Source organism: Rhodococcus sp. IEGM 1366 (assembly GCF_033142425.1).
Classification (GTDB): Bacteria; Actinomycetota; Actinomycetes; order Mycobacteriales; family Mycobacteriaceae; genus Rhodococcus_F; species Rhodococcus_F globerula.
Genome location: NZ_JAWLRZ010000001.1, coordinates 532,783 through 551,136 on the forward strand (window position 1 = coordinate 532,783; position 18,354 = coordinate 551,136).

Consider the following 18,354-nt stretch of genomic DNA (forward strand, 5'->3'; position numbering starts at 1 on the left):
GGGCTTGCTTCGGTCGAAACCCTTGTTAATCTAGCGTCGCACTTTGTTAACTTCGCTGCATCTCGACAGGCAGTTGCTAGCCTCGCGCCATGTCCACGAACTTGGACAGGTGAAGTTGGTGCGCCACAGTGATTGTGGCGGTCGGACCGTTACGGTGCTTACCGAGAATCAGGTCGGCTTCACCGCCGCGAGGATCGTCGCGCTCAGTCGCATCGGGGCGGTACAGCAGGATGACCATATCGGCATCCTGCTCCAGCGAGCCCGATTCACGAAGGTCGGCAACCTGGGGGCGCTTGTCGGTTCGCTGCTCAGGACCACGGTTGAGCTGACAGATTGCGACAACCGGAACTTCGAGCTCCTTCGCCAAAAGCTTTAGGCTACGGGAGAATTCGGAAACTTCCTGCTGACGCGATTCGACCTTTTTACCCGAGCTCATCAGCTGCAGGTAGTCGATGACGATCAGGCGAATATCGTGTTTCTGCTTGAGCCGCCGAGCTTTTGCGCGAATCTCCATCATCGTAAGGTTGGGGGAGTCGTCGATGAACAGCGGCGCCTCACTGATCTCACTCATACGACGCGCGAGCTTGGTCCAGTCGTCGTCGGTCATCTTGCCGGAACGCATGTCACCGAGCTTGATCTTTGCCTCGGCGGAGAGCAGACGCATGACGATTTCGGTTTTGCTCATTTCCAGGGAGAACATGACGCTGGCCATGCCATGGGTGATGGAGCAGGAACGCAAAAAATCCATTCCTAGGGTGGATTTCCCGACTCCAGGTCTAGCCGCAACGATGATCATCTGACCAGCGTGAAGACCGTTGGTGATTTCGTCGAGATCCTTGAACCCGGTGGGCACGCCGAGCGAGATTCCGCCGCGGCTGGCGATGGAGTCGATCTCATCCATCGTGGGCTGGAGGAGTTCGGTGAGGGGCACGAAGTCCTCGGTGGTACGACGCTCGGTGACCTCGAAGATTTCGGCCTGCGCGCGGTCGACAACCTCGGCGACATCCTGGCCGTCGGTGCCGGCGTAGCCGTATTGAACGATCCGGGTGCCGGCGTCGACGAGGCGTCGTAGCACCGATTTCTCGGCCACGATCTCGGCATAGTAGGCGGCATTGGCAGCGGTGGGCACTGTCTGGGTGAGAGTCACCAGATACGAAGCGCCACCGATTTTGCGGAGCTCACCGCGACGGTCCAGTTCAGCCGAGACGGTCACCGGGTCGGCAGGCTCGCCGCGGCTGTAGAGGTCCAGGATCACGTCGTAGACGGACTGATGGGCCGGCCGGTAGAAGTCGCCCGGCCGCAGGACCTCGAGGACGTCAGCGATGGCATCCTTGCTCAGCAGCATGCCGCCGAGGACGGACTGCTCGGCAACCATGTCCTGGGGTGGTTGGCGGCCGAATTCCTGATCGGGCTCGGACTCGGGCGGCCCCGGGTAATCCTGTCCGGAGTAGTCGGAAGGCCCTCGATCATCCACAACAGCCATCAGAGAGACCTTCCCGTAAAACATTCGATGACACTGCGAGAAAAACGCAGGGCCCTCACTATTTGTACCTGCCCCCACCGACATCGTGCTGGTGGAAAATCACCGGTCGGTAGATAGACGCCGAGACGACGTTAGGGACTTGCCAGCCCACAAACAAACGGACCTGTGGATGAATCTGTGGAGCAATTGTGGAAACTCCTGAAAAACTGTGTGCACCATCTGGGGATAACCTGGGGACAACTTTTGGTGTTTCCCATAAAACCCCAGCTAGAGATACATGTGCAATTTCACACACCTGTTGATGAAAAAACTATCTCCGCAGTCGGCGCGTCGGCGTGTCGGGCGTGTTGCGGAGCCCAAATGATCATGGATCAACAAGTTGAACGTCACACTGTGACAGTTATCCCCAACCCCGGATCGAGTCGCTATGTGCACAAAAAGGTCGAGCCCCACACACCGAAGTGTGCGGGGCTCGCCCGGAGAACGAATCGACTATGCGCCGACGACGTTCAGGTTGAACTTGGCAACCACATCGGGATGCAGGTTCACGGACACGGCATGCTTGCCCGTGTTCTTGATGTGAGCCTTCGGCAACGCAATGGTGCGCTTGTCGATAACCGGTCCACCGGCAGCCTTGATCGCAGCAGCGACGTCAGCAGCGGTAACGGAACCGAAGAGCTTGCCCGAACCACCAGCGGTCTTGACCGACAGCGTTACGGACTCGAGTCCCTCGATAGCGGCCTTGAGCTCCTTGGCGTGGTCCAGGCCGCGCACTGCGCGCAGTTCCTGTGCACGACGGATTCCTTCGACCTGCTTCTCGGCGCCACGAGTAGCGACGATTGCCAGCCGGCGGGGGAGCAGGTAGTTACGGCCGTAGCCGTCCTTGACCTCGACGGTGTCGCCAGGCGCACCGAGGTTGTCCACGTCAGCGGTGAGGATGAGCTTCATGTTCTTTCCTCCCTTTCCTTAGCGAGCCACGGTGGCGTAAGGCAGCAGTGCTACCTCACGTGAGTTCTTGACGGCAATGGCAACGTCGCGCTGGTGCTGGACGCAATTGCCGGTGACACGACGAGCACGGATCTTTCCGCGGTCGCTGACGTACTTACGCAGCAACGTCGTGTCCTTGTAGTTGATCTGCGTGTTCTTCTCTTTGCAGAAGGTGCAGACCTTCTTCTTCATAACCTTGTCGCGCAAGGGCGGCTTCGGCATGTCTTTGCTCTTTTCTGGATGTCCCTGATCAGGTACGGATCAGAAAGGCGGTTCGTCGTTGCCGCCGCCACCGAAGGAGCCCGAAGCCGGAGGGGCACTGCCCCACGGATCGTCTCCACCGGAAGGTGCAGCGCTCGGACGTCCGCCGCCCGATCCGCCGGAGGAACCTCCGAAGTTGCCGCCGCCACCGCCGCCACCACGGTTGGCCTTGTTGACCTTTGCCGTGGCGTACTTCAGTGAAGGACCGATTTCATCAACTTCGAGCTCGACGACAGTTCGCTTTTCGCCCTCACGAGTTTCGTACGAACGCTGCTTGAGCCGGCCGCTCACGATTACTCGTGAGCCACGGGTCAAGCTCTCCGCGACGTTCTCGGCTGCTTCGCGCCAGATGTTGCAACGCATGAACAGCGCATCGCCGTCTTTCCATTCATTGGAATTACGGTCGAAGGTGCGGGGTGTGGAAGCAACCGTGAAGTTTGCCACCGCAGCACCCGCCGGGGTGAAACGAAGCTCAGGATCAGCCGTCAGGTTTCCGATGACGGTGATGATGGTGTCGCCAGCCATGTGGTTCCTCCTGCTTTTGATGTAAGTCTGTTGGGTGCGAGGTTAGAGTTCGCTACCGACAGAAATCACTTGTTGTGGCGCAGAACCTTCGTGCGCAGAACCGACTCGTTCAGACCGAGCTGACGATCGAGCTCAGCAACGGTGGCGGGAGTGGCGTTGATGTCGATCACCGCGTAGATACCTTCAGCATGCTTCAGGATCTCGTAGGCGAGACGACGCTTACCCCAGACATCGACCTTATCGATCGTGCCGCCGTGCTGGCGCACAACATTGAGGAACGTATCCAGCGAAGGAGCGACAGTGCGCTCGTCCAGGCTGGGGTCAAGGATGACCATCAATTCGTAATGACGCATAAGACCTCATCACCTCCTGTGGACTAAGTGAAAACGGCCACGGACTATCCGTGGCAGGAGGGTCGTTGCGTCAGCAACCCTCGTAGGTTACACGAGGTGCCCCTGACCAGCGAAATCGCGTCCCCGATCACAGGAAACGCCCAGAACGCTTACGGGCGCTCGTCGAACCGTCTTGCAGCGCGAGCCCCTAGGGTGGGCTTCATGCGAACGGACCGGAAAACCTCGGCGTCGATCCTGACGCTTGTCGTCGGTCTCTGCGGGCTGGCAATGACCCTGGGCTACTTCAACAAGGCACGGTGCGCCGGCGCGCCCTTTGCGCCGGACGGCCGGAGCCTTGCCTTCGATGTCGATAAGAACGTCCGTGTCTGTTACTCCGACATCCAGCTTCTGTGGCTCGGACGCGGCATCGACCAACACCTCTTTCCGTTTGTCACCGGCGGCATCACGCCAGAAGGTTTCCTCTACGGCGGAACCGTCGAGTATCCGGTGCTCAGCGGAATCCTGATGTGGCTGGGCGGAATCGGATCCCACAACGATGCCGAGTTCCTGCTGCATTCCGCGTTGATCCTGGCCCCGTTCGGCTTGCTGACGGCATGGATGCTTGGCCGGATGAGCGGCGCGTACGCGTTGATCTGGTCGGCCACCCCGCCACTGGTGTTGTACGCGTTCCACAACTGGGAGCTGCCCGTCGTTGCAACCAGCGTCGGCGCGATCTTCGTGATGACGTTCGAGCGCATACCTTTTCGGACGCGGGCGATACTGGCGTCGATCATCCTGGCCATCGGTTTCTGCCTGAAGTTGTATCCGGGAATCTTTGTTCTTCCGCTTCTCGCGTATGTCCTGACACGCGGCCGAGACGGCAAGAAGTACGACGTACGCGGCGCGCTGATGACGGGTGGTGCCGCGGTGGCGACGGTGGTTCTCGTCAACCTTCCGTTTGCCCTCATCTCGTACGACGGTTGGCGTGCGTCCTTCAGTTTCCAGGAGAAGCGCAGCGCCGACATCACCACCAATTCGCTGTGGTTCTGGGGTCTTCGACCGTTCTACGGCTTCGGTGTACGCGAACTCAACGCGGACTACGACGCATTGGTGAGCATCCTGTCCCCCCTGATGATCCTGTTGTCGTTCGCGTTGGCGATGTATCTGGGCTGGCGACGCTTTGTGCGCGACGGTTATTTCCCGTGGATCGCGGTGAGCGCGGCAATGTTGTGCGGATTCATCTTGCTGCACAAGGTGAACTCGCCGCAGTACACCTTGTGGCTGCTGCCGTTCCTGGTTCTGTTTCAGATCCGCTGGTTCTGGATCGCCGCGTATCTCGTGGCCGATGCCGCCTTGGGAATCGGGATCTTCCGCTACTTCTACCAACTCGACATGAATCTCGATCCGAGCAAGTACGAAGCCGTCGTACAGGCCAGTGTGTGGGGTCATGTCGTGTTACTGGCCGTGTTCTTCTTCCTGTTCTTGCGGGTACCGCTGCGCTATCCACTCGCCGGGATGGCTGTCGAGAAAATCCCACCGATACCGGAGCTCAGCAGATGACCGAAAGCTGGTTTCAATCACCGACATTGACCGGCACGCATGTCCGGCTCGAACCGTTGGTCCGTGAGCACGCCGACGCACTCATTGCCGCGTCGGACGATCCGAGCATCTTCCGCTGGACAGCCGCCCCGATCAACACTCACGCAGAGGCGGTCGCCTACATCGAGGCGGCCGAGTCGAATCCGGATCGGGTAGCGTTCGCCCAGATCGACACGCGCACCGACGCCGTAGTGGGCAGCACCTCGCTGTATCAAATCGCCCCGGCGTATCGCAGTCTTGCGATCGGATACACGTGGCTGTCGAAGTCCGCTCAGGGAACCCGGATCAATCCGGAGGCAAAACTTCTCCTGCTGCGTCGGGCATTCGACGATCTCGGCGCCGTCCGCGTCGAATGGCACACGGACGAGTTCAACGAACAATCCCGGGCCGCCATCGCCAAGCTGGGCGCGCACTACGAGGGCTTGCTCCGCAAGCACCGCCAGCGAACGGATGGCAGTTGGCGCACCACCGCCCTCTTTTCCATGACGGACGAGGATTGGCCGACGATCGCACCGCAGTTGGAGCGACGCGTCCGCAGCTAACCAACCGCCTGCGCGGTTTGCCTGACTTCGTACCGCAAAATCAGTGCATGAGCGAACCGGGCCCGTACGGATACCAGCAGCAGTACCCACAACAGAACTGGCAGCAACCGCAGCCAACGAACGTCTTGGCGGTCCTGGCGCTGGTATTCGCGTTCCTCTTTGCCCCACTGGGAATCGTGTTCGGCCACATCGCGCGCAGTCAGATCAAACGGACCGGTGAGCAGGGCGACGGCTTGGCACTCGCCGGCCTGATCCTCGGTTACATCTTCACCGCGATCGGCATACTCTTCTTCATCGCGTGGATCGCCTTCTGGGGACTGTTCGCGACCGCTGTCACGGAGGCTGCTGACGACGCCCGGTCGAACACCTACAGCTACACCACCGCGCAGTCGTACGCAGCGACCACGGCACCCCGGACCACAACGGTTCCACAAACAACCACCGCGCCCCGGGTAACCACGACCGTGTCCGGCCCCCTTCCCACCGTCACCGGGACGGACCGGCAAGGTTTCATCTCGAACGGTCCCCGCTGCAATGCGTCCAACCCCGCCGTTGCTGTTGCGATCACTACCGGTTCACGAATCGTCGTCTGTGAAACCGGTGTCGGCCGCTACTACTACAAGGGTGAAAGACTCAGTGACGGAGCAACAATCGAGATCGACGATCCGATCCGTACCAGGGAAGGCTTTGCCGCCCGCAACGACGACGTCACCTACCAACTCAGCCCCAGTGGATTACTTGTCCTGGACGGCGGAAGTGAACTGGGCAGCGAACCGGCCGTCGAGGTCTGGTTGAACTGAGAGGCTTCTAGGCCTCGCACAGATCTCGGTACGGCACACCGGGGAGGTATCGCTCCCATTCGGCCTCGGTGATGAGAGTTCCGGCGGTACTGCATATCCGCGCGGAGACAGCATCCGGATCGGTGCCCCACACGCGAATTGTCTTCTCGGTGCCACTACCCGCAATCAGGTCGGCCGCACCCGCGAATTGTGCATCGTTGACTCGCACGGGTTGCGCCGTCAACACTGCAAACCGCTCGGGGTCCTGCGGCGCCGTGATGTCCCACAACCACACCGTGCCATCACCCACGCCGGCCGAGAGCAACTCACCTGCCCGATTGAAGGACACTGAGTAGATCGCCGATTCGGGACCGACTATTCGTGCGAGTTGCCTTGGTTCCGAAGGATTCTCGACATTCCACAACTGCACACTGTGGTCCGCACTACCGGTCGCCATGAGCGTACCGTCCGGACTGAACATCACCGCCTGGGCATAACTTTCGAAACCGCCGACGCTGGCAACAATCCGCGGAGCAGCTCGATCGGATATGTCCCACAGATCGACCTCGTTCTTGGCGTTGGCAACGGCCAGCGTGGTTTCACCCGGCCGGAACGCCATCATCTGCGGGTACGACCCGGCATCGGTCCTCGACAGAAGCTCGGGCGCCGCAGGATCGGAGACGTCGACCAAGGCAAAGACGTTGTCATCCTGTGACGACACCGCCAACAGCGTTCCCGACGGGTCGAGTGCAACAACGGCCACGATGCCATCGACGTACTCCTGCCGGTCACTGGCGAGTCTCGGCGTCGTCGGATCGCTGATGTCCCACAAATACGCTCCACCCGTACCTGTTCCGGCCACCGCCAGCCGGCCATCTGCCGATATCGCCGACGCCCCGGTGAACCTGTCCTCACCGCGGGGTGTCATCTCGGGCATCAACACCGGATTGTCGAAATCCTCGGTGTTCCACGCCAGCAACGCACTACCCTTGGCGCCGACGCCAGCCAGAAGTCGCGAACCGTCACCGGCAAAAGGACTGGTGTAGATGGTGTCTCGTGCTCCCGCCCACACGGGCCCCGGCATCGACCACACGCGTGTCACCCCGTTGAGTCCGCCGGTGACCAGAATCTGCCCGTCCTCGCTGTAGTCGACCGTGGTGATGGCGCCGGAATCCGGCAGCACCTCGATCAGCGCTGCGGTACGCGGATCCCACACTCGCACGGTGTTGTCGGAACTACCTGCAGCAAAACGGGTTCCGTCGTTGCTGTAGTTGATTTCGTTGACGTAGCTGGAAAACCCGGTGAGCGCAGCCAATGGGCGCGGGCGAGCCGGATCTGCCATGTCCCAGCGCACCACTTCTCGCGCCGTAGATCCCGCAGCAAATTCCCGCCCGTCGGCGCTGAACGCAACACCCAGATAGTGATTGGTGGTGCCGTCGGGTTCGGTTGCAAAAATCGGTGGCGCAGTGGGATTGTCCCACTGCGTCACATCCCACACCCGCAGAGTGCTCTGGCGCCCACCGGCCACGAGCAAACGGCCGTCGGGACTGAACGTGGCAGTGACGGTTCCCGAAGCCGGATGCGGAAGCGGTGGCAGTGCAACCGCGTCGGCAGTGTCGTCGATGTTCCATCGCAACACGTCCGGCGTCGACGTGCCGGCAATCAACTTGGTTCCGTCCGGACTGAACTCCATGTCCTGCACCACGTGATCCGCGTCGACGAACAGTGTTCCGCGCACCGGGTTGGCCGGGTCCGACACATCCCACAGCGCGCCGCCGCCTGCTCCACCGGTCGACAGCAAACGCCCGTCCGGACTGAACGACGCCGCAAACAGAGCCGTCCCTTCCGCCACCCCGAAGAATTCCGACACCGGCGTTACCGACGCGGCACCCTCGACTATCGGATACAGGCGGACCATTCCGTCGGAACTTGCCACGGCCACAATGGTTCCCGCGGGATTGATTCGAGCTTTCATGGCACCGGGCGGGCCGACGATGCGCGTCGCCGCATGCACACCCGACGCGTCGAGCAGCGCCGAGCGGGCTTCCGTGGTCTCGCTGACGTCATACGCGGCCAGCGCAAGCTGCGCCGCCAACGACGGATCCTTGGCGCGCATCCGCGTCGCCTCGGTGGCAACCTGACGGGACATCGCTTCGTCACGGGCCGTATCTGCCTCGGCGCGTTGATGATTGGCACTGAACCCGGCGACCATCGCGACCACGGCCAGCACCAAGGCAATCACCGACGCGGCAGCCAGCGCCGAGACAAGCCGTCGTAGCACGCGGGTCCGTCGCCGATCTGCACTTTCCTGCTGATCCCGATACGCGATACTTGCGGCGAGAAATTCTCGCTCGGTCGCGTTGAGATCGGCGATGCGGGTCTCGCTTGGTTCCAGTTCGAGGCCCAATTCACCGGTACGTAGCCATTCTTCGGTCAGATGTAGGCGGGCAGCCCCGAGCAAAGCACCGGGGTCGCGGCCACTGTCTTCCCACACCTGCGCCGCATAGGTGAATCGGCGGTGGACCGCCAGACCGGCGCGATCCGAATCGATCCAATCGCGCAGCCGACTCCACGCCGACAGCAATACCTCATGCGAAACCTCGACGGTCTCCTCGTCCACAGTCAACAGACGCCTCAGCGCAAAAAGGTCGATGACGGTATTGACGTCGCCGAAGTTGTCGCCGAGAAAAAGCTCGGTACGGGGAGCTCGTCGACGCGTCTGCGTAACCTCGTCGACGTTGACCAACCGGAGGAAGATCCTGCGCGCCAACTTCTGCTGCCGCTCGGTCAGCTCGCCGTACACTTCCTCGGCGCTCTGCTGAACTGCACCCGCGATGCCGTCGGTTGCGTAGTAGTCGGACACCGTCAGGGTCTTACGCGTGGAGCGCTGCCAGGTTCCCAGCAGTGCGTGGGACAGGAGGGGGAGTGCCCCCGGGTCACTTGCCGTGTGCGAACCGCGCGGCGTCAGCTCACCGACCAGAACCTGAACCAGCTCACTCTGAACCGTCATCCCGGCCTTCACTGCCGGCTCGACGATCACGTCACGCAACTGCTCCTCGGTGAGCGGACCGACCACCATCGGCGAATCGTCGAGCAACGGAAGCAGCAACGGCTCCTCGGCCGCAAGCCCGTAGAAATCGGCCCGCATCCCGATCACGACGATCGTGTTCTCACCCAGATCAGCGAGCGCCCGAAGGAATTCCTCGCGACGATCACGATCGCGCTGCGTCCACAGTTCCTCGAACTGATCGACGATCAGGACCGTGGGAGTGTCGCCGATCGACGACGGAATGTCCTGCGAACCCGGGTGCAGAACCTCCACGTGCCAACCGTCGAACCGCGGATCGCGGTCGGCAATCTTCGGAGCCAAACCGGCCCGCAGCAACGACGACTTACCGGAGCCAGACGCTCCGATGACCATGAACTGACGGCTGCCCTCACCCCGCGTCGCCGCCGCGACTCGTTCCACCAGAGCAGTGGTGAGTTCACCTCGCCCGAAGAACCACTCGGCGTCCTCCTGACGGAAGGATTCGAGTCCGCGATACGGAACGACGGTGTCGCCGCGGCGGCGGGCAGTCAGTTGCCGCACGCGCTGGACCGCGCTGATCCAGCTCTCCTGTTGCTCGCCCGAATCGACTCCGCACGCTTTCAACAGCGCAACGAACTTCGGCATGCTGTTCGGTGTCGGAAGGTGCTGCCCGGAAAACCACCCGGCCACGGTTCCGTGGAGACCGCCTGACCGTTCGACGGCGTCGCGGACTGTCAGCCCCGCGGCCTTCCGCAACGCAGTTAGCGATTCAGCAAACTGCCCCCGCGACTCGATATTTGCGGGATCGACATGATTTTCGGTGCCGGATTCCGCCTTCGAGTTCATAGCGAGGCACTTTATCCGACCAGGTCAGAGAATCGCGCGTTGTATGGACTGTGTATTGATCGCGCCTTCGACCGGAATTTCGAGCGAACGCCTGGACATACTGATCACGTCGCATTTCGGCCCGCCCGCAGCCCTTCTGCAAAGTTGCGCCGATGCAGGCACTTCCTCCCTTGGAACCTCAGCCGAAAGGTGTCTTTGTCATGGAGCTTGTCCAGTCGACGCGAATGGCCCCAACGTGCATGGCTCACGTCAGGGGACGCCGCGTGAACTCCCGTACACCGCGCTTGAGCGCCCGCGAAATCGAAGTCCTGCTTACCTGGCTTCGGGCAGATTCCAAACAGGAAGTTGCGCTCGAGCTGAGAGTGGGCGTCGGCACTGTCAACACGCACATCTCCCGGATCAGAACCAAGTACATCAACGTCGGGCGCCCCGCACCGACCAAGGCGGCACTGTTCGCGCGCGCCATCCAGGACGGTCACACCACTCTCGACGAATGGTGATTCAGACGGGCGAAAGCTCCGGCTCTCGCACCGGTTTCGGACGCAGCCACCCCGGGAACCACGACGGCTGCTTGTCCGGTGCCTGATCGAGAACACCACCGGCCGGGTCGTCGATGAACCCGTACCGCACGAGGTCTTCGTCGGGGCGGTAGATCTGGCGAAGAATGACCGCGCACAGCACCAGAACCGCGATATCGCGCAGCACAACAGTTCCCGTGAACCACTGCTCGGGCAGACCCTTGTTCGAGACCCCGAGGTAGTACATCATCCGCGGAACCCACACCAACGCGTCGATGGTCATCCAGGCAAGAAGCAGTCTGCGATGCGGCAGCGCAAGAACCGCGAGCGGCACCAGCCACAGCGAATACTGCGGACTCCACACCTTGTTGGTCAGTAGGAATCCCGCGACAAGCAGGAAACACAGTTGCGCGACGCGGGGGCGGCGCTGCGCCGTCAAAGCGACGTAACCGATTCCCACGCAGACCACAGCAAAGAGAATGAACGACACGGCATTGAGATTCGACGGCGATTCACCCTGCGCCAGGGGACCGTCGAGGCCCGTCCACGACGTGAACGACGCGATTACGTTGTAGATCGAGTCCGGATCGGCGCCGCGCTCGGAGTTGAGCCGGAAGAACTCGTACCAACCGTGCGGGTAGAGCGCTGCGATCGGAAGATTCACCGCCAGCCACGCCGCGGCCGCGCTGAGCGCCGTCACCAGCCACTCACGCGTCTTGCCCGCCCGCAGGCACAGAACCAGCAGCGGGCCGAGCAACAACAGCGGATACAACTTCGCGGCGCCGCCCAACCCCAACAAAATGCCCGCGAGGACCGGTCGCTTACGCGCCCATGCCAACAAACCGCCCATGGCAAATGCCGTCGCCAACGGATCGAAGTTGGTGAACACATGCACGATCACGAGCGGCGAACACGCGACCAACGCGCCGTCCCACACCCGCCTGCCGGCTAAGAGCGTCGTCGCCCACACTGTCACCAACCACGCCAACGCCAAGCCGAACGCAACGACGTTGAAGTACAGGGCAACTTGAATTGCGCCCGGCAGCCACGTGATCGAATCCCACGCCTTTGCGACCTTCATGGAGCCGTACTGATAGAGCCCCGAGAGAACCGGATACTCCATGTACCGCGTCTGCACGGAACCGTCGGATCGGGTTTCCTCCCACGACTTCTTGTACGGGAACGCACCCTGATCGAGGCGCTCCGCACCGTACAGAGGAACCGTGTCCGAGTAACACAGGGCGACATACTGGCGGGAGCCTCCCCAGTCCAGACCCAGCTGCCCCTGCTCACCGAACGGCGCCTGTTGAATACACGCAGCCTTGGTCGACCACCCCAACGCCAGGAACACGACGGCCAACAGCAAGATGACCCGCATCGGGGTGAAAAAACGGGTCCGGCCGATCAGCGCATGCCGACCGACCGGACCACCTACCGTGCCTGACAACGCAGACACCATTACATCGTTACGACTGGGAACGTCACGCCAATCTGCCGACCGCGTGTCCTCCGCCAACGGCGCAGGAGACTCGATCGCCTGCGACTCCGCATCGTCTGTCACAGAAGTCGCATCGGCATCATCTACATTGGCGGCCACTCCGCGAGGCTACCGCCTTAGCGGCCGGGACTGACACCCGCCGGAGCCTCTTCCGTCGTGGTGACGGCGCCCGGTTCCTCGGTTTCCGTGGTCGGCCTCGAGATTCCCGGAATCGGAATCGTGATGCCCGGCAGGATCTCCACGTCCGTCGTGGTCACGACAACCGGCGGCGCCGTAGTCGTACTGGGCTCTGCCGTGGTTGTCGGCGGCGCCGACGTCTTCGGAGCAGCGGGAGCCGTGTACTCGGGAACACCACCGGCCTGGCCGTTGATCTTGCCCGGCTTGGGGAACGTCTCGTTGTCCGTACCGTCCAACGCACCGTCCATCGTGTCCTTCCAGATATCGGAAGGTAGCCCGGAACCGTAGATCAATCCGCCGTTCGAGTTGGTGATCGCCTGACCGTCCGCGGTACCGACCCACACAGCAGTCGACAGCGACGGCGTGTAGCCGACCATCCAGGCGTCCTTGTTCTGACCTGTGTCACCGAGCTGAGCGGTACCCGTCTTCGATGCGGACAGACGTCCACCGGCCAGGTTGTGGCCACGTGAGTACGCTGCGATCGGCTGCATCGCCGCAGTCACATTGTCCGCGACGGCCGGATCGATCCGCTGCTCACCGGTCGGCGTGCCACGGTCCAGGAGAACCGTTCCGTCTGCGGCAACAACCTTTTCCACGAAGTGCGGAGCGTGGAACGTGCCTGACGCCGCGAGAGTTGCATATGCCGACGCCATATCCAGTACCCGAGACTGGTACTGACCCAACACGATTCCGTTGTTCGGGCCGGAACCGTCGGGCTCGGTCAGCGACTCGCCGATACCCGGAATGTTCTCCGGGATACCTGCCTTGTGCGCGATGTCCGCAATTTCCTGCGGCCCGTTGCCGTCGAGGCTGAGCATCTGACGGTAGAAGCTGGTGTTCAGCGAACGCTTGAGAGCCTCTGCGATGGTGCAGGTTCCACAGCTTTCGCCTTCGACGTTGCCGATCGAGATGCCGTTGATCGTCAGCGGCGAGCTGTCGTACATCTGCGAGAGCGGAATTCCCTGGTCGAGTGCTGCCGCCAGACCGAAAACCTTGAACGACGAACCGGTCTGCAAGCCCGCATTTGCGTAGTCGAAGCCGATTCCGTCATCGCCGCCGTAGTACGCGCGGACGCCTCCGGTACGTGGATCGACGGAGACAACGGCGGTCCGAAGTTCCTCGTTCTCACCCTCCATATTGGTGCGCACGGCGTCCATCGCCGCGGCCTGAGCCTGCGGATCGATGGTCGTAGTGATCTGCAGGCCTTCGGTATTGAGCGACTGCTCAGTGATCCCGGCATCCGCGATCTCGCGGAGTACCTGGTTCTTGATCAGGCCCTCGGGCCCCGTTGTACCCTGACTTCCGTTCTCCACCTGGGAAAGTGGAATGAAACCTGGGTACTTCATGGGCGCACGGGCGGCTTGATCCAGCGTCCCCGCAGACACCATGCCGTCGAGCACATAGTTCCAACGCGATTCCGCGCCAGTCGGATTGGTCTCCGGATCGAGAAGCGACGGCAGCTGGATCGACGACGCCAGGACGGCGCCTTCCTCGACGGTCAGCTGGTCGACAGGCTTACCGAAATACGCGTTCGACGCGGCTTCGATGCCGTACGCACCACGACCGAAGTAAATGGTGTTCAGGTACGCGGCAAGAATGTCGTCCTTGGACCACTCGTTTGCCATCTTCGACGAGATGACAAGTTCCTTCATCTTTCGCGTCAGCGAACGCTCCGAACCGACAACCGCCGTCTTCACGTACTGCTGCGTGATCGTCGATCCACCACCCGCACTGTCTCGGCCGAGGACATTGTCACGGGCCGCGCGTGCAAAACCTGAAATCGAGAATCCGGGGTTCGTGTAGAAATCCCGGTCCTCGGCAGCAAGCACTGCGTTACGCACGTGCACCGGAATCTGATCGAGCGCCACCTCGCGACGGTTGCCTTCTTCCGGCGGAACAACGGTACTGAGCACCGAACTTCCGTCCGACGCGTAAATCGTCGCAACCTGATTGGTCGGGAGGTCGCCGGGTTTCGGTACGTCCTGCACGATGTACGCCGCCATGAAGGCCAGCACCGGCAGCACCAGGCCGAGCGCCACCAACACGTACGCCGAGCGGCGAACTGTGCGCCACTTCGACTTCTTCTTCACTGCTTTCTGTCCCTTCGGGGGCTCTCCACCATTGCCGTCGCCACCACCGGGACCGCCTGTCGGCGGCTTCGTCGGCGGGGGTCCAGCGGGCGGACGGGAACCGGCATCAGTGCGAGGCAGTGCCGCAGCGGCTGCGACGCGCTGTGTGGGTTCGGCACCGGGTGCCGGTCGATTCTGGGGTGCGCCCTGCTGCGGACGGCCCTGCTGCGGGCCTTGCGGCGGCGGGCCCATCGGGCGGCCCTGCGGCGGGCGTCCTTGCTGGGGCCCTTGCGGGGGTGGGCCCATCGGGCGACCCTGCGGGGGCGGGCCCATCGGGCGACCCTGCTGCGGCGGGCCCATCGGACGGCCCTGCTGAGGCGGGCGTCCTTGTGGGGGTGGACCCATCGGGCGGCCCTGCGGCGGACCTTGAGGCGGACGGCCTTGCGGGGGGCGCCCCTGCGGCGGACCGCTCGGACCACCTGGTCCCGAGGGACGGTCGCCGGGGGTGTTGTCGGGGGAACTCACGAAATCAAATCTCCAGTGGTCATGGACCGATCACATGGGACTTCGATCGGGCCCTTTTTCGGGTGTGGCGTTACTCGCTGGCGGTGCGCCGGCTCGCAGACTGCGTTCGTCTGCTCGGTGGACGTGCTCTCCGCGGGCGCGGCGGCGCAGGCACTGCGCCGAGCACATAGGACTGCACCAAATGGTTCCAGCTGCAGGAACGGCACACTTCTACGTCGTGCACCGTGAACTCCTCTGCTGTCTCCGCAAGCCGAGCGAGCTCGTCCGTCGTTCGGGCTGATCCCGAAACCTGGCCGAGCTTCTCGCCGAACACCCAGGACACGAGCGTCAACTGTTCCTTACGGCAGATGGGGCAGAGAACGTCACTGCCCCGGCCGTGGAACTTCGCGGCTCTGAGTAGGTAGGGATCGGCGTCGCATACCTGCTTGACGCCAGTCCTACCCGCAGACACTTCGGCCAGCACAGACCGACGCGCGAGCGCGTAGTCCACAACTTGCCGCTGTATCCGCACTTGACCAGAGTACGTGCGTCCAACCGGTCACGGACGGTTCGGGAGGGTCACGATGAACACATTTTGTGGTCCGGAGGCATGGCGACCAGCCATTACGATCACTTCCTGTGAAGTCATCCCGTTCCCCGATGACGCGTGCTCGTGATCTCGATCGCGTCGAAACGTGCAATGTGTTGGACGCCGCGTACGCCGAAGGGCAGTTGAGCGCGGAGGACTACTTCGAACGGACCGGGAAGGCGAAGTCCGCGAAGACCCTGCTCGAGCTCGCGCGCCTGGTCAACGATCTGCAGGTGCCGAAGATCGATACGACAACGGCACCTCGGACGTCGGTGACGCGCAAGGCTGTGTACATCGGTGGCGCTGCTCTGATCGTCGTCGGCGCCGTCGCCGCTGTGGCCTGGAGTCGCTCACCGTTGACGCCTTCGGAACACATCACCGCCAGTTATGCCAGCAGCACTTCGCTCGCGCCACCGTTGCCGACCACCACCCTGGTGCCGGAGCCGACCGTCGAACCGATCCTGATCGCACACATCGACACGTTGACTCCCGAGGGTATCGGCGCATTTATCGAGAGGTATCGAGACGAGTTCGGCGACATGTTCATCGATGACGCCAGCTTCCACGGCGACCACTCTCTGGTGAGCCGGGCGGTCCCCGATGCTCCAGCTCTCACCGAATCCATCAGTTTTCGCGACGGCTTCGAGCGAGATGTGACGTCCATTCCGCGGCGAACGGACCAGCCGACCTTCGATCTCGGTTCCATCCAGATCGACAAGCTCGCGCCGTACATGGTGAACATCGGCGGCTACATCAATGTGCCGGACGCCGCGATCACGCACTTGATCGTGGACGTGAACAACGGCGTACCGAAGATCAGGATCTACGGCGAGAACGGACTTGGCCACAAAGGTCGCATCGAGGTCACGCCATGGGGCGAGATCGCTCGTTCGTACCCGTACGAGAACTAGGGTGGGTGGGTGAGCGGGACATGACTACTAACTCTTCGCGTACGCGAGCGCGTGACATCGATCGTTCCGATACCTGCGCTGTGCTCGATGCCGCCCTGTCCGACGGCCAGATCACGGTCGACGAGCACACGACCCGAACGGCGTCGGCCATGACCGCGACCACGCTCGGACAGCTCGACCTATTGGTCCACGATCTGCAGAAAGCGACGCTGCGGAACGCCGTCGCGAAAGTTCGTCGTATCGACAAGATCTGGTACGTCGCGGCCGCGTCGGTTGTCCTCGCGGGCCTGGTCGGCTTCCTCACCGTGTCCGCCGACGATTCGTCCCCGGCGCCGTTGCCGCTTGCAGCCCAGGGGGCCGAACCACTTGCCCCCATCGTGAGTTCGACGCTGAACACGGTCACCGCAAGCGGAATACGGGAGTTCATAACCCGGTACAACAACAAGTTCGGCACAACGGTGATCGATTCTGCGAACTTCTTCGACGACCATGCAAGCGTCACTCGCGCAGCCGCCATCTCGCCGGATTTTGAGGAGGACATCGACTTTCGAGGCGGTTTCACGACCACCGAGGGCTCCACCTCCCGATTGGCCAGCACCACAACATTCGACCTCGCTACCGTCGACATCGACAAACTCGCCGGGTATCTGGCGGGAGCGTCGACAAATCTCAACGTCCCCGACGCCAAGGTCTCACACATCGGCATGAGTTCGTCAAACAAAGAGCCACGCATTTCCATCTACGCCAGCAACGACCTCGGCGCGAGCGGATCGATGGAGTTGACCCCGGATGGCCGCCCGATCCGCTTGTCTCCCTTCACTCCTCGATAGGCCCCGGACATGCCGAACGATCTGACCAGGACCACCCGTGCTCGCAATGCCGATCGCGAGGCCACTTGCGCAGTGCTGGACACCGCCTTCGCCGACGGGCAACTCACGGCGACCGAGCACGACGAATTGACCGAACTCGCCGCGGTTGCAGTCACTCTCGGCGATCTCGAAGATTTGACGTCCGATCTGCAGACCGAGGCGTCTCTGCCTGTTCTCCGGAAAGAACCTTCGCTCGACACGCGTTGGATCGCCCTTGCGATCATCGCTCTGTCACTGGTCTCGGCTATCGGTTTCGGAATCAAATACGCCGCGTCCGACGCCACGATCTTCTCGAGCCCCCAGCCACAGTTGCACACCGTGGACGGCCTGGGTGCGATGTTCCGTGCCATCGAAACGGAGTACGGCAGCGGACTGGTCGACGAGATGACCATCTATCCCACTTACGCACGCGTAACGCGCGCCGATCCTGCCGCACCTCGCAAGGCCCTCGACAGCTACTACCGAGGCGACCTCGAGGACACGACTTCGGGAGGATCGCGCGAACCCGACGTGGCACAGATCGACGTCACACAGCTCGATCCTCGCATCGTGATCGCACTGCTCGACGGCGCCGGAACCACGACGTCGGTGCAAAATCCGTCCACTCGGTACGTCTCTGTCGACGGCACCGAAACTGTGCCGACCATCGAGATTCACGTCCGCAACGACCTCGACGAAAGCGGGTCCCTGACCGCTGCCCTCGATGGGGAAATCATGTCGATCAACCCGTTCACCCCCTGATCTAGCCGTGACACCTTGGTACACGTATCGGGCCGCAGTATGGTTTTATATATCGGCGCGATATAGTTGGGTATCGCATCAAGCGGTTAGATCCAC

Annotated in this window: 16 protein-coding genes; 7 read left to right on the forward strand and 9 right to left on the reverse strand. The window is 62.2% G+C overall.

Features of this window, described 5'->3' with window-relative positions:
* Positions 1–76 precede the first annotated feature (76 nt).
* The 5 genes from dnaB to rpsF form a co-directional block, all read right to left on the reverse strand.
* Complete coding sequence (dnaB, locus tag R4P64_RS02640; RefSeq protein ID WP_080711886.1) at positions 77–1,483, reverse strand: replicative DNA helicase; 1,407 nt, start codon at positions 1,481–1,483, stop codon at positions 77–79.
* Positions 1,484–1,975: 492 nt separating this feature from the next.
* Positions 1,976–2,431 carry a 50S ribosomal protein L9 gene (gene rplI, locus R4P64_RS02645; protein ID WP_033237098.1) on the reverse strand — a complete coding sequence of 152 codons (456 nt, stop codon included), beginning with the start codon at positions 2,429–2,431 and terminating at the stop codon, positions 1,976–1,978.
* An 18-nt stretch (positions 2,432–2,449) separates the two neighbouring features.
* A complete protein-coding gene (rpsR, locus tag R4P64_RS02650) occupies positions 2,450–2,692 on the reverse strand; it encodes a 30S ribosomal protein S18 (RefSeq protein ID WP_003941245.1) in 243 nt (80 codons plus the stop codon).
* 39 nt (positions 2,693–2,731) lie between these two features.
* A complete protein-coding gene (locus R4P64_RS02655; RefSeq protein WP_033237097.1) occupies positions 2,732–3,256 on the reverse strand; it encodes a single-stranded DNA-binding protein in 525 nt (174 codons plus the stop codon).
* 65 nt (positions 3,257–3,321) lie between these two features.
* Positions 3,322–3,609, reverse strand: a complete 288-nt coding sequence (gene rpsF / locus R4P64_RS02660; protein WP_003941237.1) for a 30S ribosomal protein S6 — start codon at positions 3,607–3,609, stop codon at positions 3,322–3,324.
* Positions 3,610–3,810: 201 nt separating this feature from the next.
* Between rpsF and R4P64_RS02665 the strand changes: the two genes are divergently transcribed.
* Genes R4P64_RS02665 through R4P64_RS02675 form a run of 3 tightly spaced genes read left to right on the forward strand, consistent with a single transcriptional unit; the run spans position 3,811 to position 6,529 of the window.
* Positions 3,811–5,148 (forward strand): hypothetical protein, encoded by a 1,338-nt coding sequence (locus R4P64_RS02665; protein WP_317819144.1) that lies wholly within the window; start codon positions 3,811–3,813, stop codon positions 5,146–5,148.
* The gene (locus R4P64_RS02670; protein ID WP_317819145.1) at positions 5,145–5,729 is read left to right on the forward strand and encodes a GNAT family protein; all 585 of its coding nucleotides are present in this window, start codon (positions 5,145–5,147) and stop codon (positions 5,727–5,729) included. Before R4P64_RS02665 ends, R4P64_RS02670 begins: the two co-directional genes overlap by 4 nt.
* 47 nt (positions 5,730–5,776) lie before the next feature.
* Positions 5,777–6,529, forward strand: coding sequence for a DUF4190 domain-containing protein (locus tag R4P64_RS02675; protein WP_033237111.1), 753 nt, complete (start codon positions 5,777–5,779; stop codon positions 6,527–6,529).
* 7 nt (positions 6,530–6,536) lie between these two features.
* On the opposite strand, the gene R4P64_RS02680 is transcribed toward R4P64_RS02675, so the two are convergent.
* The gene (locus tag R4P64_RS02680; RefSeq protein ID WP_317819146.1) at positions 6,537–10,382 is read right to left on the reverse strand and encodes a hypothetical protein; all 3,846 of its coding nucleotides are present in this window, start codon (positions 10,380–10,382) and stop codon (positions 6,537–6,539) included.
* A 263-nt stretch (positions 10,383–10,645) separates the two neighbouring features.
* On the opposite strand from R4P64_RS02680, the gene R4P64_RS02685 reads away from it, so the two are divergent.
* On the forward strand, positions 10,646–10,882 hold the full coding sequence (locus tag R4P64_RS02685; RefSeq protein WP_307718111.1) for a LuxR C-terminal-related transcriptional regulator: 237 nt from the start codon (positions 10,646–10,648) through the stop codon (positions 10,880–10,882).
* A gap of 1 nt (position 10,883) precedes the next feature.
* Here R4P64_RS02685 and R4P64_RS02690 read toward each other — a convergent pair whose 3' ends face one another.
* The 3 genes from R4P64_RS02690 to R4P64_RS02700 form a co-directional block, all read right to left on the reverse strand.
* Complete coding sequence (locus tag R4P64_RS02690; RefSeq protein WP_375128702.1) at positions 10,884–12,497, reverse strand: glycosyltransferase family 87 protein; 1,614 nt, start codon at positions 12,495–12,497, stop codon at positions 10,884–10,886.
* Between the two features lie 17 nt (positions 12,498–12,514).
* Positions 12,515–14,665 (reverse strand): transglycosylase domain-containing protein, encoded by a 2,151-nt coding sequence (locus tag R4P64_RS02695; protein ID WP_033237093.1) that lies wholly within the window; start codon positions 14,663–14,665, stop codon positions 12,515–12,517.
* Between the two features lie 574 nt (positions 14,666–15,239).
* Entirely contained in the window at positions 15,240–15,680 is a 441-nt protein-coding gene (locus R4P64_RS02700; RefSeq protein ID WP_072782680.1) for a DUF5318 family protein, read from the reverse strand.
* Between the two features lie 107 nt (positions 15,681–15,787).
* Between R4P64_RS02700 and R4P64_RS02705 the strand changes: the two genes are divergently transcribed.
* Genes R4P64_RS02705 through R4P64_RS02715 form a run of 3 tightly spaced genes read left to right on the forward strand, consistent with a single transcriptional unit; the run spans position 15,788 to position 18,258 of the window.
* Positions 15,788–16,648: a DUF1707 domain-containing protein gene (locus R4P64_RS02705; RefSeq protein ID WP_317819148.1), complete on the forward strand. Its 861-nt coding sequence runs from the start codon at positions 15,788–15,790 to the stop codon at positions 16,646–16,648.
* Positions 16,649–16,668: 20 nt separating this feature from the next.
* A complete protein-coding gene (locus tag R4P64_RS02710; protein WP_317819149.1) occupies positions 16,669–17,478 on the forward strand; it encodes a DUF1707 domain-containing protein in 810 nt (269 codons plus the stop codon).
* 9 nt (positions 17,479–17,487) lie between these two features.
* Positions 17,488–18,258: a DUF1707 domain-containing protein gene (locus R4P64_RS02715; protein ID WP_317819151.1), complete on the forward strand. Its 771-nt coding sequence runs from the start codon at positions 17,488–17,490 to the stop codon at positions 18,256–18,258.
* Positions 18,259–18,354: the final 96 nt, after the last annotated feature.

What these genes read in the sequence shown, in the direction of transcription:
- R4P64_RS02665 (WP_317819144.1), top strand. Translation starts at nt 3,811, where the DNA reads ATGCGAACGGACCGGAAAACCTCGGCGTCGATCCTGACGCTTGTCGTC.
- rpsF (WP_003941237.1), bottom strand. Translation starts at nt 3,609, where the DNA reads ATGCGTCATTACGAATTGATGGTCATCCTTGACCCCAGCCTGGACGAG.
- dnaB (WP_080711886.1), bottom strand. Translation starts at nt 1,483, where the DNA reads ATGGCTGTTGTGGATGATCGAGGGCCTTCCGACTACTCCGGACAGGAT.
- R4P64_RS02710 (WP_317819149.1), top strand. Translation starts at nt 16,669, where the DNA reads ATGACTACTAACTCTTCGCGTACGCGAGCGCGTGACATCGATCGTTCC.
- rplI (WP_033237098.1), bottom strand. Translation starts at nt 2,431, where the DNA reads ATGAAGCTCATCCTCACCGCTGACGTGGACAACCTCGGTGCGCCTGGC.
- R4P64_RS02675 (WP_033237111.1), top strand. Translation starts at nt 5,777, where the DNA reads ATGAGCGAACCGGGCCCGTACGGATACCAGCAGCAGTACCCACAACAG.
- rpsR (WP_003941245.1), bottom strand. Translation starts at nt 2,692, where the DNA reads ATGCCGAAGCCGCCCTTGCGCGACAAGGTTATGAAGAAGAAGGTCTGC.
- R4P64_RS02655 (WP_033237097.1), bottom strand. Translation starts at nt 3,256, where the DNA reads ATGGCTGGCGACACCATCATCACCGTCATCGGAAACCTGACGGCTGAT.
- R4P64_RS02680 (WP_317819146.1), bottom strand. Translation starts at nt 10,382, where the DNA reads ATGAACTCGAAGGCGGAATCCGGCACCGAAAATCATGTCGATCCCGCA.
- R4P64_RS02715 (WP_317819151.1), top strand. Translation starts at nt 17,488, where the DNA reads ATGCCGAACGATCTGACCAGGACCACCCGTGCTCGCAATGCCGATCGC.
- R4P64_RS02670 (WP_317819145.1), top strand. Translation starts at nt 5,145, where the DNA reads ATGACCGAAAGCTGGTTTCAATCACCGACATTGACCGGCACGCATGTC.